The organism is Shinella yambaruensis (genome assembly GCF_022899355.1).
In the GTDB taxonomy this organism is placed as follows: Bacteria; Pseudomonadota; Alphaproteobacteria; order Rhizobiales; family Rhizobiaceae; genus Shinella; species Shinella yambaruensis.
In genome coordinates, this window is sequence record NZ_JALJCK010000001.1 from 525,194 (window position 1) to 539,641 (window position 14,448).

A 14,448-nucleotide genomic window follows, 5' to 3' on the forward strand; every position below is an offset into this window, starting at 1 on the left:
TCAATGACCGAGAATCTGGCTCAGGAACAGTTTGGACCGTTCGTGCCGTGGATTGTCGAAGAAATCGGACGGAGCCGCCTCCTCGACGATCCGCCCCTTGTCCATGAACACGACCCGATCGGCGACCTTGCGGGCAAAGCCCATTTCGTGGGTCACGCAGAGCATCGTCATGCCGTCCTGCGCCAGTTCGATCATGACGTCGAGCACCTCCGAAATCATTTCCGGGTCGAGCGCCGAGGTCGGCTCATCGAAAAGCATGATCTCCGGCCGCATGCACAAGGCCCGCGCAATGGCAACGCGCTGCTGCTGGCCGCCCGAGAGTTCGCCCGGATAGCTTCCGGCCTTCTGTGGAATCTTCACGCGCTCAAGATAAAGCATCGCCTGCTCCTCGGCCGCTTTCCGGTCCTGCCTGCGCACCAGCATCGGGGCGAGGACGCAATTCTCCAGCACCGTCAGGTGCGGGAAAAGGTTGAAGTGCTGAAACACCATGCCGACGTCCCGGCGGATCTCGTTGATGTTGGCGAGGTCCTCGTTGAGCTCCGTGCCGAGCATCCTGATGGTGCCGGCCTGATGATCCTCAAGCTTGTTGAGGCAGCGGATGAAGGTCGACTTTCCGGAACCGGAAGGACCGCAGATCACGATCTTCTCGCCCGCCGCCACGCTCAGGCTGACGTCGAACAGAACCTGATGGGCTCCATAGAACTTCGCGAGGCTTTTGACGTCGACGGCAATCTCGCCGCTTTGTGTGCTCATCTCCGTGCCTTTCATCGGATCAATGACGCGCCACGTTCAACCGTCGCTCCAGATAGGCGCCGTATCGGGAAAGCGTGAAGGTGAACGCGAAGTAGATTGCGGCCACGAAGACGTAGACCTCGACATAGGTGGCGGACCACTCGGCCGTCGAAAACGCGGCATTGCCGGAGGCCATGACCTCGAAGAAGCCGATGATGACGATCAGCGAGGTCTCCATGAACGTTATGACGACCTGGTTGATGGTCGGCGGCAGCGCATGGCGGAAGGCTTGCGGCAGGACGATGCGGGACATGGTCTGCCAGTAGTTGAGGCCGAGCGCATGGGCGGCCTCTTCCTGCCCCGCGGGAAGCGCCTGCATCCCGCCACGGATGATCTCCGCCTGGTAGACCGCGAAGAACAGCGAGAAACCGGCGATGACGCGGTAAAGCTTGTCGCCGACCAGGAAGTGCGGCAGCGCGTAGGGAATGATGATCGCCGCCGTGAACAGGATCGCAACGAGGGGAAGAGAGCGGATGCCGTCGATCAGGACCGCGACCGTCCGGGCGATGACGGGCAGGCGCGAACGCCTCAGCAGCGCAAGGCAGACCGCGATCGGCATTCCCGTGACAACCACCGTGGAGAACACGAAGAGCGTCAGGGACAAGCCGCCCCACTGGGTCTCGAGCACGGTGGGAAGGCCGAGGAAGCCGCCGCGCATCAATCCGTAAAACACCCCGTAACCGGCGATCCAGACGAGCGGCAACCGCTTCGCGGACCAGGAGAAGGGAAAGCAGGACACCACCACGGTCGCCAGGATGGCTGCACAGGCGAGCGCGGAGCGCCATTGCTCGTCATAGGGATAAAGCCCGAAGAAGATCAGCCGCCAGCGCGCGGCGATGACCGCCCAGCAGGCGCCTGTCGCTTGCTGGCACATGTCCGGCCCGCCGGAGGACCAGACGGCATCGAGGACGGCCCATCGGAACACGGTCCAGACGGCCAGCGCGATCAGCGCGAGGCAGACGCTCGTCACGGCGGCCGCGCCGGGCGTCGCAAAATATCCCTTCCTCACGGCGGCGAGAAACGTGTCATGGCGCGGTGGCGGGATTTCGCCGGAAACGATCGCAACGTTCGACATGTCGGCGCCTTCCCTCCTAGCGGACATTCTGGCCCCGCAGGGCGATTGCACGATTGACGGCGTTTAAGACCGCGGCGAGGGAGAAATTGATCGCCCAGAAACCGGCGATGAGGATGAAAATCAGCGAGAGCGTCTGGCCGGAATGGTTGATCGAATTGGCGACGACCATGAAGAAGTCGCTGAATCCGATCGCAATGCCGATCGAGGTCGCCTTGACCAGCCAGACATACTGGTTGGTCAGGGTCGGAAGCATGATGCGGATGGCGAGCGGCAGCCTGATCTTCCAGAAGATCTGCGAGCCGGTAAGGCCGAGCGCGAGGCCCGCTTCGACCTTGCCGCGGGACACCGCAAGCAGGCCGGCGCGGACGATCTCCGCAATGTAGGACGCGCCGAACAGGGATATCGCGATGACGGCGGCGCAGAATTCCGGCGCAAGCTCAAGTCCGCCGGCGATCCTCAGGCCACGCTGGACCGGCAGGTCGAACAGCGGCGTCTCAGCGATCCGGCCCGACGACAGGACGCCGGCGACGGCCACGACGAGAATGACGAACCCGGCCAGTTTCACAAGGCCGTCGTTGCGCCGGAGGACGGCAAATCGCCGTACGCCATATCCGACGATCAAGAGCGCCACTGCCGTCAGGACGGCAAGGCCGATCGCTCCACGTTCGATATTGAGGCCGGGCAGGTAGAAGCCGCGGTTCGAAAAATAGGCCAATTCACCGAGGTTGTAGGCATTGCGCGCATTCGGCAGATGCGTGAAGACCGAATACCAGAAGAAGGCCTGCAAGATGAGCGGGATGTTCCGGAAGAACTGGACATAGACGAGCGCGATCTTGCTCAGCAGCCTGTGCGCGGAAAGCCGGGCGGTTCCGATGGCGCCCCCCAGGATCGTCGCCAGGAAAAGCGTCAGCGCCGCGAGCAGGAGCGTGTTCAGAAAGCCCACCGCAAGGGCACGCGCATAGCTCGAATTGATATCGTACGGTATCAGGCTGAAGGATATGGTCCAGCCGGTGGCGTAGTTCAGGAAATCCCATCCGACGGCGATGCCCTGCGCATCGAGGTTACGGCGGGTGATGATCACCGCGGACGCGAGAATTGCGACGATCACCCCGATGAACAGCACCTGAAGACCTATGTCCCGGTGCTTGCGATTCCTCAGCACGGCGAACATCCGGCGCCTCCCCAACTCTTGTTGCTAAAGCGAGGAGCGCCCGCGCGCGACGCGCGCCGGCGCCACTCGATGCTCAATCGAGGATCGGCGGGACGAACACGCCGCCCTTTTGCCAGGGTGCGTTCATGCCGCGCTCCAGCTTGTAGGGCGAGTCCTTGCCGACATTGCGATCGTAGATCTCCTCGGCGTTGCCGATGACCTTGATGACATTGTAGGCCCAGTCGTCGGAAAGGCCGAGGCGATTGCCGATTCCGGGCGTGACACCCAGCAGCTTCGCCACGGTGGCGCTCTTGGGATTTGCCTTCTGCTCGTCGATGTTCTTGCTTGTGATGCCGTTCTCCTCGGCGATCCGGCCGACGGCGATCACCCAGTTGACAAGATCGACCCAGGCATCGTCCCCTTGCCGCATCGCGGCCGCCTCGGGCTCCATCGCAAGGACATCCGGCAGAATGGCATGTTCGTCGGGGTTGGGAGCGGAGGCGCGCCGCGCCGCGAGCACCGGACCCCATTCGGCGAAGGAATCGCAACGGTTGGCGAAATAGGCGGCCGAAGCCTCGGTGTTCTTCTCGAAGGAGACGAGCTTGATGTCGTAGTCGTTCGCCTTGATGTAGTCGGCGATCAGCCGTTCCGTGCTGGTGCCCCCGGCCGTGCAGATCGTCCCGCCGTCGAGGTCCTTCACGGAACCGGCATTGAGCTCCTTGTGGACCATGAACTGGGTGGCCCCGAGGAAGTAAGGGGTGCTGAACTGCACGCCGAGTTCGGTGTCCCGGCTCATCGTCCAGCCGGTCGCCTTGATGACGAGGTCGAGATCGCCGGACTGAAGCGAGGGGAAGCGCTGCGCCCAGCTGATCGGGATAAGCTTCACCTTCTCGTCGCTGCCGAAAATGGCGATGCCGACGGCGCGGCAATAGTCGATGTCGATGCCGTGCCATTTTCCCTTGTCGTCGATCTCGAAGAAGCCCTGGAAGTTGCCGTCGCCCGACGTGCAGTTGAGCTCACCGCGCGCCTGCACGGTCTTCAGGGTATCGCCGGCGGCCGCATATGCGGCCATCGGAACAATCGCCGCCGTTCCGGCCAGCAGCGCCGCGGTGGTAAGAGCCTTGACGTTCATTGAAATCTCCCGAGTTTGCCTGCGCCCTCGCGCCGTTCCCTGTCGCCATCGTCCGGTCTTGTGCCGGCTCCGTGTCGACTAGAAGAATTAGTCGGCTTCGTGTCGACAAAGTCAAGCGAAAAGTTTACGTTGCCGTCACGCTGTTTTTCTGGCCCAATGCCGGAAGCGGAAGGAAGGTGCCTAAGTGTCTGAAGAAACTGAATCAAAACGCGTGCGCGGCACCGGCTGGAAGCACGTCTACGATACGTTGCGCAACGAGATCCTGGCTCTGACCCTGCAGCCCGGCCAGCTGCTCGACGAGATGACGCTGGCCGAACGCTTCGACATGTCGCGTTCCCCGGTGCGTGAGGCATTGATCCGCCTGGCGGGCGAGGAGCTGGTGGTGACGCTCTCCAATCGCAGCACCATCGTCGCGCCGATCGAGGTGGCGAGCTTTCCGAAATATGTCGAGGCGCTCGACGTCGCCCAGCGCATGAACACGCGCCTTGCGGCGGCCCTGCGCACCGAGGCGGACCTGAAGATCATCGCCAGGCGCCAGAAGGAATTCGAGGCGGCGGTGAAGACCGGCCAGCATTTGAGGATGTCGGAGGCCAACAAGCAGTTCCACATGGCGATTGCCAATGCCGGCAAGAACGCCTACCTCGCCTCCTTCTACGAGCGCCTGCTAAACCAGGGCCAGCGCATGCTGCACCTGCATTTCGAGTATCTGGAGCGTACGAACGACGGTTATCTCCTCACCGACGAACACGACCTGATGCTGGAGGCGATCCGCGCCAAGAACGTCGATCTCGCCGACGAGCTGGCCCATGCCCATACGCGACAATTCCAGGACAATTTCATCGCGTTCCTGCGCGAGAACTACACGACCGATGTCTCTTTTGGCTCGCTCGCCGCCGCACAATAGCCTGCCAGTCCGCCGAAATAACCGGGTTGAGCTGCTGGTGCTTGCAAGCCGCGCAAGCATCCAACAAACCGTCCGAACGGTCGCAGGGCCGTTCGGGCCACCGCGCTCATTGTCGCCACCGCCATTGCTTCGAGAGTGTCGTGGCCCGCTCAAATTTGTCGAAACAGCACACGTGCTTCGACAAGCAGGCGCCGGATACGAAAGCAGGGCAAAAATGTTGGAGCGGGTAGCGGGAATCGAACCCGCGTATTCAGCTTGGAAGGCTGCTGCTCTACCATTGAGCTATACCCGCGGGGTCATGATCCGTGCAACGGAATGGTGGAGGGAGTTGGATTTGAACCAACGTAGGCTGAGCCAACGGATTTACAGTCCGTCCCCTTTAACCACTCGGGCATCCCTCCATATTCCGTCGGGATCAAGCGACCAGTGTCGACCGGCGGGCAGTGCCTTTTCGGCGGCGCCTTCGATCTGGCGGCGTATATGACGGGCACAAATCGTCCTGTCAACACAAGGCCATGGAAAAAATTGCGAAAAACGTCATCGTCCCCATCCGGCATCCGGAAGAGGCCGTCCGCGCGTTCGGAATCCCCCTGCCCTTGTTCGCTATTTTTCGCACGCCGCGCGCATAAACCGCTGCACACTGGGGCGCCAGATGGTCTATAAGGCCGGCATGAGCAAAGACGATACCGGCGGCAAGTCCGCAAAAGACACCCATTACGCCAAGCTGCGCCGGGCACACCGCGACCAGCGGCGCGAACGCGGCGAGATTCCGACACCCAGGGACGACCGCCGCCGCAGGCAGGCAGAAGGCTGGAAGGCGCCGGCTCTCGCTCCCGACCAGGTCCATCTCTATGGCCTGCACACGGTGCGCGCGGCCCTCGACAATCCGGAGCGGCAGATCATCAAGCTTTCGGTGAGCCAGAACGCCGCACAGCGGCTGCAGCTGCCCGAGCTTTCGACCCTGCCCTATCCGGTCGAGACCGTGCTGCCCTCCGACCTCGACAAGGTGCTCGGCCCCGAGGCGATCCACCAGGGCGTGATGCTGGAAACGCGCCCCCTGCCGATGCGCCGCCTGGAGGCGCTGAAGGACAGCCTGCTGCTGCTCGTGCTCGACCAGGTGACGGACCCGCACAATGTCGGCGCCATCATGCGCTCGGCCGTCGCCTTCAATGCCGGCGCCGTCATCACCACGCAGCGCCATTCGCCGACCGAATCGGGCGTGCTCGCCAAAACCGCCTCCGGGGCGCTGGAGCTCATTCCCTATATCCAGGTCACCAACCTCGCCGATGCGCTGGACGAGCTGCACAAGCTTGGCTTCCTGACGATCGGCCTTGATTCGGAAGGCCCGGAGCCGCTGGAGGGCACCCTGTCCGGCGAACGCATCGCGCTCGTCATGGGGGCGGAGGGCAAGGGCCTTCGGCAGAAGACACGCGCCACCTGCAAGGCGCTCGCCCGGCTCGACATGCCCGGCGCGATCAAGTCGCTCAACGTCTCGAACGCCGCCGCGATCGCGCTCTACGCCACGCAGCGGCATCTCGCGCGCTGAAATTATACCTCGCAAACGAAAGGCCCGCCGATGCGGAACCGGCGGGCCTTTGCATGTCGGCGGATGGCCTCAGCTGGCGCGCTTCAGCGCACCGCGATCGGAAATGGTGCGCTCGGCCTCGGAAATCGCCTCGATCTTCGAATCGGGGCTGAGGTTCAGGCCCTCGGCGCGCACCAGCTCGACATCCGTGATGCCGAAGAAACCGAGCACGACCTTCAGGTAGCTTTCCTGATGGTCCATGGCGGACGCCGGACCGGCGGAATAATGGCCGCCGCGGGTGGAGACGATGATGACCTTCTTGCCCTTGGCGAGGCCCTCGGGGCCTTCGGCGGTGTAGCGGAAGGTCTTGCCGGCGACGGCGACGCGGTCGATCCAGGCCTTGAGCTGGCTCGGCAGGGAGAAATTGTACATCGGCACGCCGAGAATGATCGTATCGGCGGCCAGGAACTCGTCGAGCACGACCTTGCTTTCGGCGACCTCCGCGGCGATCTGGGCATGCACCTCTTCCGGCTTCGCATTGGCCGCCATCAGATGGGCGCCGGACAGATGCGGCAGCGGGTTGGCGACGAGGTCGCGATAGGTGATGGTGGCGGCCGGCTGCTCGGCCTTGATCTGGGCGGCGACGGCGGCCGTCAGGCGACGGGAGACGGAGTGGTCGCCGAGAATGCCGGAATCGACATGGAGGATGTTCATGGGGCTGCACCTTTGTTTCGATTGGGTGCAACACATATGCTGCGAAAACAATCACGCGATTAGACGGCAAAAATCCAATTGACTGTTTCCGGAGAGAAACAATAATTCGCAAAAATACCCGGAGACATCCCATGCAGGACCTGAACGATCTCGCGCTCTACGCCGCCGTGGTGCGGCACAAGGGTTTTACCGCGGCGGCGAATGCGCTGTCCGTGCCGAAATCGAAGATTAGCAAGCGCGTCGCCGCGCTGGAGGAGCAGCTCGGCGTGCGCCTCATCGAGCGCTCCACCCGCAAGCTCGCCGTCACCGACATCGGCCAGTCCTTCTACGAGCGCTGCGAGGCGGTGCTCTCCGGCGTCGAGGCGGCCGAGGCTGTCGTGGCGGTCGCCAAGGCGGAGCCGGCAGGCACCGTGCGCCTGTCGATGCCGCCGGGCTTTGCGCCGATGATCGCAGACGTGCTGCCGGGCTTCATGAAACGTTATCCCGACGTCCGCCTCTCCATCCTCACCACCGGCCGCCCGGTCGACCTCATCGAGGAGCGCATCGACATCGCGCTGCGCGTGCGAGACGGCTACGACACGGACCAGTCGCTGGTCGTGCGCCGCTTCGCCGGCACGCGGCGCTATCTCGCGGCAAGCCCGCGTTTTCTCGAACGGTACGGCCCGGTCGATCTCGAGACGATCGGCCGCCTGCCCACGCTCTCCATGCAGGAGAACAATCCGCGCGTGATCTGGACGCTCTTCCACCAGAACGGCGCCGTGCACGACGTCTCCCACTCCCCGGTGCTGCTTTGCTCGGATTTCAGCGTCCTGGAGCGCGCAACGATCGAGGGCATCGGGCTCGCCCTGCTGCCGGACATGATCGTGGAGCGCGGCTTTCGCAGCGGCTACCTGACGCCGGTCCTGCCGGAGTGGTCCAGCGCGGAATCGACCGTGCATGCGGTCTTCACCTCGCGCCACGGCATGCTGCCCGCCGTCCGCGCCCTCATTGACCACCTCGCCGAAAACCTCCCCCGCTCCATGCTGCGCTGCCAGGAAATCGTCCCCAGGACCGCGCTCGACAGCAACTGGTCGATCTGAACAGGCCCTTTTCGCTTTACAGCGGCGGAGAATGTGCTAACTCCCTCGCTGAGTGCCCTTATAGCTCAGTTGGTAGAGCACCTGATTTGTAATCAGGGGGTCCCGGGTTCGAGTCCTGGTGGGGGCACCATCTCCTTTCAAACGCATTGATCGAGTCTTCACCCCGCGGCCTCACAGCCCGATGGCATCGTGGCGGCTGTGGCACGGCCCGGATCGCCGACGCACCGTCTCCTTCCCACCGTCGAAGCGTGCCGGCCGGCGAGGTACATTGCCGTTCCCGGCCGACTGGCCTATAGGCGTTGATCGACGGGGTGCCTCCGGCACCCCCATTCCCGTTTCGCGGCGCCGGGCAAGACCGGCCATCATGCGAAAACCATTGCGGAGGAACGAACGTGGCGGAAGACAAGGGACCGGTTTCGAAGGTGACGGTCGAAAAGCGGATCGACGGAAAATACTTCTACGCACTCACCTTCCGCGGCGTCACCTATCCGGTGAAGGGTCCGTTCGCCAATCCGATGGAGGCGGCCGCCAGCGGACAGGCCGTGCTGAAGATACTGGAGGAACGCGCCGGGCCGGCGAAAGCCTGAACGGCGTATGCCCTCACACCGTCCTTGTCATATTTTTCAGATGCGCATGCCGTAAAGGCGTGCGACAAAGACCGGCCCTGGGTGCAGGATGTCCGGGGCTTGCTTAGAGGATGCGGATCGACGGCATGGCGCGTACCTTCAATTCCCTTTCCTTCGTCGCCTCGCAGGCGCCCGAAGCGCAGGAAGCGCGCAACGAGCTGGTTTCGATCTATGGCAATGCCGATCCGGAAGAGGCCGACGTCATCGTCGCGCTCGGCGGCGACGGCTTCATGCTGCAGACGCTGCACACGACGATGAACACCGGCAAGCGCGTCTATGGCATGAACCGCGGCTCCATCGGCTTCCTGATGAACCGCTACGACACGAAGGACCTCGCGGGCCGCATCGAAGGCGCGGTGGAGAACGCCTTCCGCCCGCTGGAGATGATCACCGGCGACGCCAGCGGCCAGGAGCGCCGGGCGCTCGCCATCAACGAGGTCTATCTCTTCCGCCAGTCCTACCAGGCGGCCAAGCTGCGCGTCAGCGTCGACGGGCGGGTTCGGCTGGAAGAGCTGATCTGCGACGGCCTGCTGCTGGCGACGCCGGCGGGCTCGACGGCCTACAATCTTTCCGCCCACGGGCCGATCCTGCCGCTCGAGGCGCCGCTGCTCGCCCTCACCCCCGTCAGCGCCTTCCGGCCGCGGCGCTGGCGCGGCGCGCTGCTGCCGAACAAGGTGACGGTGGAGATCGAGGTGCTGGAGGCGGAAAAGCGGCCGGTCAACGCGGTGGCCGACAACACCGAGGTCAAATCGGTGACATCCGTGCGCATAGCCGAATCGGCCGGGCTTTCGGCGCGCATCCTCTCCGATCCCGACCATTCCTGGTCCGACCGGATTCTTGCCGAACAATTCGATTACTGACACTGTTACCCAGGCTTCGGGACAGGAGTTTCGCCATGACGCGGTATGCAGCCCTTGGCACCGCCCTCACCCTGCTTTTCCTCGCCGGGCAGCCCGCCCTCGCGGACGAATCGCCGGTTGCGGAAACCATTACCTTCGTCGTCAGCACCGGCTTCTGGGAAGAACCGGTCGAGGCGGAGGAGGAAGGCGCAGCCGCCGCCAAGCCGGATACGGCCGAGACGAAGGAGGCCGCCGCCCTGCGCCGCGGCTACTACAAGCTGATCGCCGTGCGCCAGGCGGATGGCACGGCACAGGTCCATCTCCAGCAGATCGAGGCGACCGCCGACGGCCCGAAGATCGCCTCCTCGACGGTGCTGGACGAATTCTCGGCGATGAAGCCCTATGTCACGGACATAAGGCCGGAAAACTCCTCCGGCATCACCACGCAGCCGGGACTGTTCGCGACGGTCTACCTGAAGACCGATCCCAACGCCGCCGAGCCGGAGGGCTGGACGGTGCTGATCGACGATCTCGGCGAGATCAAGATCGAGCGGGCGACGAACTGAGAACGGGCGCCCGTCACACTCTCCTCCGTCATCCTCGGGCTTGACCCGAGGAGAGGTTGTGAGGCTATCGAACGACAACGGGCGCCGAAGCGCCCGTTTCCCGTTTCAATGCCGTCCGACGTCAGTTCAGGTCGTCCACGACCGCATCGGCACCGCCGTTGACGCGGTGGGCGAGTGCGGCTTCCATGAATTCGTCGAGCTCGCCGTCGAGCACGTCCGAGGGGGCCGTGCTTTCGACGCCGGTCCGCAGGTCCTTGACCAGTTGGTAGGGCTGGAGGACGTAGGAGCGGATCTGGTGGCCCCAGCCGATATCCGTCTTGGAGGCGGCTTCGGCGTTGGCGGCTTCCTCGCGCTTCTTCAGCTCGGCCTCGTAAAGGCGCGCGCGCAGCATGTCCCAGGCCTTGGCGCGGTTCTTGTGCTGCGAGCGCTCCTGCTGGCAGGCGACCACGATGCCGGTCGGGATGTGCGTGATGCGCACGGCCGAGTCGGTCGTGTTGACGTGCTGGCCGCCAGCGCCCGACGAGCGGTAGGTGTCGATTCGGCAGTCGCTTTCGTTGACCTCGATGTTGATCGATTCGTCGACGACCGGATAGACCCAGATCGACGAGAACGAGGTGTGGCGGCGCGCATTGCTGTCATAGGGCGAGATGCGCACCAAGCGGTGCACGCCCGATTCGGTCTTCAGCCAGCCATAGGCGTTGTGGCCCTTGACGAGCATCGTCGCGGACTTGATGCCGGCCTCCTCGCCGTCATGGACTTCCAGAAGCTCCACCTTGTAGCCCGAGCGCTCCGCCCAGCGGGTGTACATGCGCAGTAGCATGTTCGCCCAGTCCTGGCTTTCCGTGCCGCCGGCGCCGGAATGCACTTCGAGATAGGTGTCGTTGGCGTCCGCCTCGCCGGACAGCATGGCCTCGACCTGCTTGCGCGCGGCCTCGACCTTGACGGCCTTCAGGGCGTCCTCGGCCTCCTTGACGATCGCCGCGTCGCCCTCTTCCTCACCGAGCTCGATGAGTTCGACATTGTCCTTGAGCTGCTGCTCGATGGCCTTGACGCCATGGATGCCCTCGTCCAGCTGCTGGCGCTCGCGCATCAGCTTCTGGGCTTCCTGGGCATCGTTCCAGAGGGTCGGATCCTCTGCCTTGTTGTTCAACCAGTCCAGTCGTCTCAGCGCCTGATCCCAGTCAAAGATGCCTCCTCAGCAGGCTTATGGCCTGCTTGATTTCGTCGACGACGTTCTCGATTTCCGCGCGCATGTCCGCCTTCTTCTTCGATGCTATTCCGGTGGCCGTGAAATAGAGAGGGCGGGCGCGGATGTAAAGCCCCGCGCCCGCCCTAGAACCCGATCATCCCTAGATCAGAACAGGCCGCCGCTGCCGCCCGTCACCGCCTGGTTGGCCTGCGGCGAGCTCCTCAGGATCTCCTCCGGGCTGGCATAGTCCTCGCCGCCGATGACCGAGAAGACGGAAGCCGGGCCGGTGCCGGGCTTGAAGGCTTCCATGATCGTGTCGGGCTGGCCTTCGGAGGCCTGCATGCCGGTCTTGCGGTTGACGGCGATGAACTGCATGCCCTCCGGCACGATGAATTTCGTCGGGCGCGTGCCTTCGAGCGCGGCCTGCATGAACTCGTTGAAGATCGGCGCGGAGAGCGAGCCGCCGGTCGCGCCGCGGCCGAGCGGGGCCGGGTTGTCGAAGCCGATATAGAGGCCGGCGACGAGGTCCGGCGTGTAGCCGACGAACCAGGCGTCCTTCTCGTCGTTCGTCGTGCCGGTCTTGCCGGCCGTCGGGCGGTCGAGCTTGATCTTGCCGGCGGCCGTGCCGCGCGTGACGACGCCTTCCATCATCGAGGTGATCTGGTAGGCGGTCATCGGGTCGAGCACCTGCTCGCGGTTGTCGGTCAGGACAGGCTCTTCCTGGTTTTCCCAGTCGTTGGCGTTGCAGTTCTCGCAGGTGCGCTCCTCATGGCGGAAGATCGTCTTGCCGTAGCGGTCCTGGATGCGGTCGATCAGCGACGGCTTGATCTGCTTGCCGCCGTTGGCGAGCACCGAATAGGCCGAGACCATGCGCAGAACGGTCGTCTCGCCCGAGCCGAGCGACATGGCGAGCACCGGATACATCTTGTCGTAGATGCCGAAGCGCTCGGCATATTCGGCAACGAGGTTCATGCCCATGTCGTTGGCAAGGCGCACGGTCATCAGGTTGCGCGAGCGCTCGATGCCGAGGCGCAGCGTCGAGGGGCCGGCCGCGCCCCCGCCGTAGTTCTGCGGGCGCCAGACCTGGCCGCCGGCGACGATCTCGATCGGCGCGTCCATGATCACGGAGGCCGGCGTATAGCCGTTGTCGAGCGCGGCGGCGTAAACGAAGGGCTTGAAGGAGGAGCCCGGCTGGCGCATCGCCTGCGAGGCGCGGTTGAATTCCGATTGGGCATAGGAGAAGCCGCCGACCATCGCGAGCACGCGGCCGGTATGCGGGTCCATGGCGACCAGGCCACCCTGCACCTTCGGCGGCTGGCGCAGGCGATAGGTGCCGTCCTCCAGCGGTTCGACATAGACGACGTCGCCCACGGTGAAGACACCGGCCGGCGATTTCGCCGTCTTGCGGTCGCCCTTGGCCGAGCGATAGGCCCAGGTCATCGCCTTGGCCTCGATACGGCCGGTCACGCGCTCCTCGACCACCTTGCCGGAGGCTTCCTTGCTCGGCTGAAGGCCGATATCGGCGCCGCCGTCGTCGACGGCCAGCACGACGGCGAGCTTCCATTCCGGCACGTCGGAGAGCGAGTCGACCTTGGCGAGCTCCACGCCCCAGTCGCCGCCGATCTCGATGGTCTTGATCGGGCCATGGAAGCCGCGGCGCTCGTCATAATTGAGCAGGCCCTTCTGCAGGGCCCTGCGGGCGGCGACCTGGATGCGCGGGTCGAGCGAGGTGCGCACCGAAAGGCCGCCCTCGTAGAGCGCGTTGTCGCCATAGCGCTCGATGATCTGGCGGCGGACCTCCTCGGAGAAGAACTCCGAGGCGAAGAGGTAGGAGCCGCGATGGCGCGGCGTCACGCCGAGCGGCTGGGCCTTGGCTTCCGCGCCGTCGCTCTGGGTGACGTAGCCGTTCTCGACCATGCGGTCGATGACCCAGTTGCGGCGCTCGATGGCGGCCTCGGTGCGGCGGAAGGGATGGTAGTTCGACGGCCCCTTCGGCAGGGCGGCGAGATAGGCGGTCTCGGCGATCGTCAGCTCGGTGACGGACTTGTCGAAATAGGTCAGCGCCGCGCCGGCGATGCCATAGGAATTCAGGCCGAAGAAGATCTCGTTGAGATAGAGCTCGAGGATGCGGTCCTTGGAATAGGCCTGCTCGATGCGGAAGGAGAGGATCGCTTCCTTGACCTTGCGGTCGATCGTCTGGTCGGAGGAGAGCAGGAAGTTCTTGGCAACCTGCTGGGTGATCGTCGAGGCGCCCACCGGACGGCGGCCGGAGCCCATGTTCTGGATGTTGACGACGATGGCGCGGAAGAGGCCGGTCACGTCGACGCCAGGATGCTGGTAGAAGTTCTTGTCCTCTGCGGAGAGGAAGGCGGCCTTCACGCGGTCCGGGATCGCCTGGATCGGCAGGTAGAGGCGGCGTTCGCGGGCATATTCGGCCATCAGCGCGCCGTTGCCGGCGTGCACGCGCGTCGTCACCGGCGGCGCATAGCTGTTCAAGACCTCATAATCGGGAAGATCCTTGGTGACACTTCCGAGATAGAGCGCGACCGCCCCTGCCACGGCAAGGAAGAAGACGGCGCCAATCCCGAAGAAATATCCAATCAGTCTGATCATGAGCCAGTTACCGATGCCTTATGCTTATAATATCATCGGGCGGACCTGCCGCCCGGCCTTGCGCCGCCCCGGCACGTCCGGCCGTTGCGCCTCTTCCGGCGAGGACGAGTCGTCCCATTTTCTCGCTCCCGTCTAGCGATCGGAATGTGAGGAAAATAGGGCTTACAGCATGCATCCCGGCTTCGCCACCGCACAATGGCGGCCGCTGTCACTTTTCCGGCACAGGCGAGCCTAGCATGTTCCG

Annotated in this window: 13 protein-coding genes and 3 tRNA genes; 7 read left to right on the forward strand and 9 right to left on the reverse strand. The window is 64.1% G+C overall.

What is annotated here, in order from left to right; genetic code table 11:
• From MUU56_RS02620 to MUU56_RS02635, 4 genes are all read right to left on the reverse strand, one after another.
• Nucleotides 1–753, reverse strand: a complete 753-nt coding sequence (locus tag MUU56_RS02620; RefSeq protein ID WP_244765761.1) for an amino acid ABC transporter ATP-binding protein — start codon at nucleotides 751–753, stop codon at nucleotides 1–3.
• Between the two features lie 19 nt (nucleotides 754–772).
• Complete coding sequence (locus tag MUU56_RS02625; RefSeq protein WP_244765762.1) at nucleotides 773–1,867, reverse strand: amino acid ABC transporter permease; 1,095 nt, start codon at nucleotides 1,865–1,867, stop codon at nucleotides 773–775.
• Between the two features lie 16 nt (nucleotides 1,868–1,883).
• Nucleotides 1,884–3,038, reverse strand: a complete 1,155-nt coding sequence (locus MUU56_RS02630) for an ABC transporter permease subunit (protein WP_244765763.1) — start codon at nucleotides 3,036–3,038, stop codon at nucleotides 1,884–1,886.
• Between the two features lie 73 nt (nucleotides 3,039–3,111).
• Nucleotides 3,112–4,149 (reverse strand): amino acid ABC transporter substrate-binding protein, encoded by a 1,038-nt coding sequence (locus tag MUU56_RS02635; protein ID WP_244765764.1) that lies wholly within the window; start codon nucleotides 4,147–4,149, stop codon nucleotides 3,112–3,114.
• Nucleotides 4,150–4,333: 184 nt separating this feature from the next.
• Here MUU56_RS02635 and MUU56_RS02640 point away from each other — a divergent pair, with 184 nt between their 5' ends.
• Nucleotides 4,334–5,053, forward strand: a complete 720-nt coding sequence (locus tag MUU56_RS02640; RefSeq protein ID WP_244765765.1) for a GntR family transcriptional regulator — start codon at nucleotides 4,334–4,336, stop codon at nucleotides 5,051–5,053.
• 218 nt (nucleotides 5,054–5,271) lie between these two features.
• Here MUU56_RS02640 and MUU56_RS02645 read toward each other — a convergent pair.
• Both MUU56_RS02645 and MUU56_RS02650 read right to left on the reverse strand, forming a co-directional pair.
• Nucleotides 5,272–5,345: transfer RNA gene (locus MUU56_RS02645), tRNA-Gly, on the reverse strand.
• 24 nt (nucleotides 5,346–5,369) lie between these two features.
• Nucleotides 5,370–5,454, reverse strand: a tRNA-Tyr gene (locus MUU56_RS02650).
• A 269-nt stretch (nucleotides 5,455–5,723) separates the two neighbouring features.
• Between MUU56_RS02650 and rlmB the strand changes: the two genes are divergently transcribed.
• Complete coding sequence (rlmB, locus tag MUU56_RS02655; RefSeq protein WP_244765766.1) at nucleotides 5,724–6,599, forward strand: 23S rRNA (guanosine(2251)-2'-O)-methyltransferase RlmB; 876 nt, start codon at nucleotides 5,724–5,726, stop codon at nucleotides 6,597–6,599.
• A 69-nt stretch (nucleotides 6,600–6,668) separates the two neighbouring features.
• Here rlmB and MUU56_RS02660 read toward each other — a convergent pair whose 3' ends face one another.
• Complete coding sequence (locus MUU56_RS02660) at nucleotides 6,669–7,292, reverse strand: FMN-dependent NADH-azoreductase (RefSeq protein ID WP_244765767.1); 624 nt, start codon at nucleotides 7,290–7,292, stop codon at nucleotides 6,669–6,671.
• A 131-nt stretch (nucleotides 7,293–7,423) separates the two neighbouring features.
• On the opposite strand from MUU56_RS02660, the gene MUU56_RS02665 reads away from it, so the two are divergent.
• From MUU56_RS02665 to MUU56_RS02685, 5 genes are all read left to right on the forward strand, one after another.
• Complete coding sequence (locus MUU56_RS02665) at nucleotides 7,424–8,371, forward strand: LysR family transcriptional regulator (protein WP_244765768.1); 948 nt, start codon at nucleotides 7,424–7,426, stop codon at nucleotides 8,369–8,371.
• A 54-nt stretch (nucleotides 8,372–8,425) separates the two neighbouring features.
• Nucleotides 8,426–8,501: transfer RNA gene (locus MUU56_RS02670), tRNA-Thr, on the forward strand.
• 262 nt (nucleotides 8,502–8,763) lie between these two features.
• On the forward strand, nucleotides 8,764–8,958 hold the full coding sequence (locus MUU56_RS02675; RefSeq protein WP_244765769.1) for a hypothetical protein: 195 nt from the start codon (nucleotides 8,764–8,766) through the stop codon (nucleotides 8,956–8,958).
• Between the two features lie 125 nt (nucleotides 8,959–9,083).
• A complete protein-coding gene (locus tag MUU56_RS02680) occupies nucleotides 9,084–9,857 on the forward strand; it encodes an NAD kinase (protein ID WP_244765770.1) in 774 nt (257 codons plus the stop codon).
• A gap of 35 nt (nucleotides 9,858–9,892) precedes the next feature.
• Nucleotides 9,893–10,402, forward strand: a complete 510-nt coding sequence (locus MUU56_RS02685) for a hypothetical protein (RefSeq protein ID WP_244765771.1) — start codon at nucleotides 9,893–9,895, stop codon at nucleotides 10,400–10,402.
• A 121-nt stretch (nucleotides 10,403–10,523) separates the two neighbouring features.
• Here the strand turns inward: MUU56_RS02685 and prfB are convergent.
• Together prfB and MUU56_RS02695 are read right to left on the reverse strand one after the other, a co-directional pair.
• A protein-coding gene (prfB, locus tag MUU56_RS02690; RefSeq protein ID WP_244765772.1) for a peptide chain release factor 2 occupies nucleotides 10,524–11,655 on the reverse strand; the annotation gives its coding sequence in 2 pieces (ribosomal slippage) (nucleotides 10,524–11,585 and nucleotides 11,587–11,655; 1,131 coding nt in all).
• Between the two features lie 101 nt (nucleotides 11,656–11,756).
• Nucleotides 11,757–14,204 (reverse strand): penicillin-binding protein 1A, encoded by a 2,448-nt coding sequence (locus MUU56_RS02695; protein WP_244765773.1) that lies wholly within the window; start codon nucleotides 14,202–14,204, stop codon nucleotides 11,757–11,759.
• Nucleotides 14,205–14,448 lie beyond the last annotated feature (244 nt).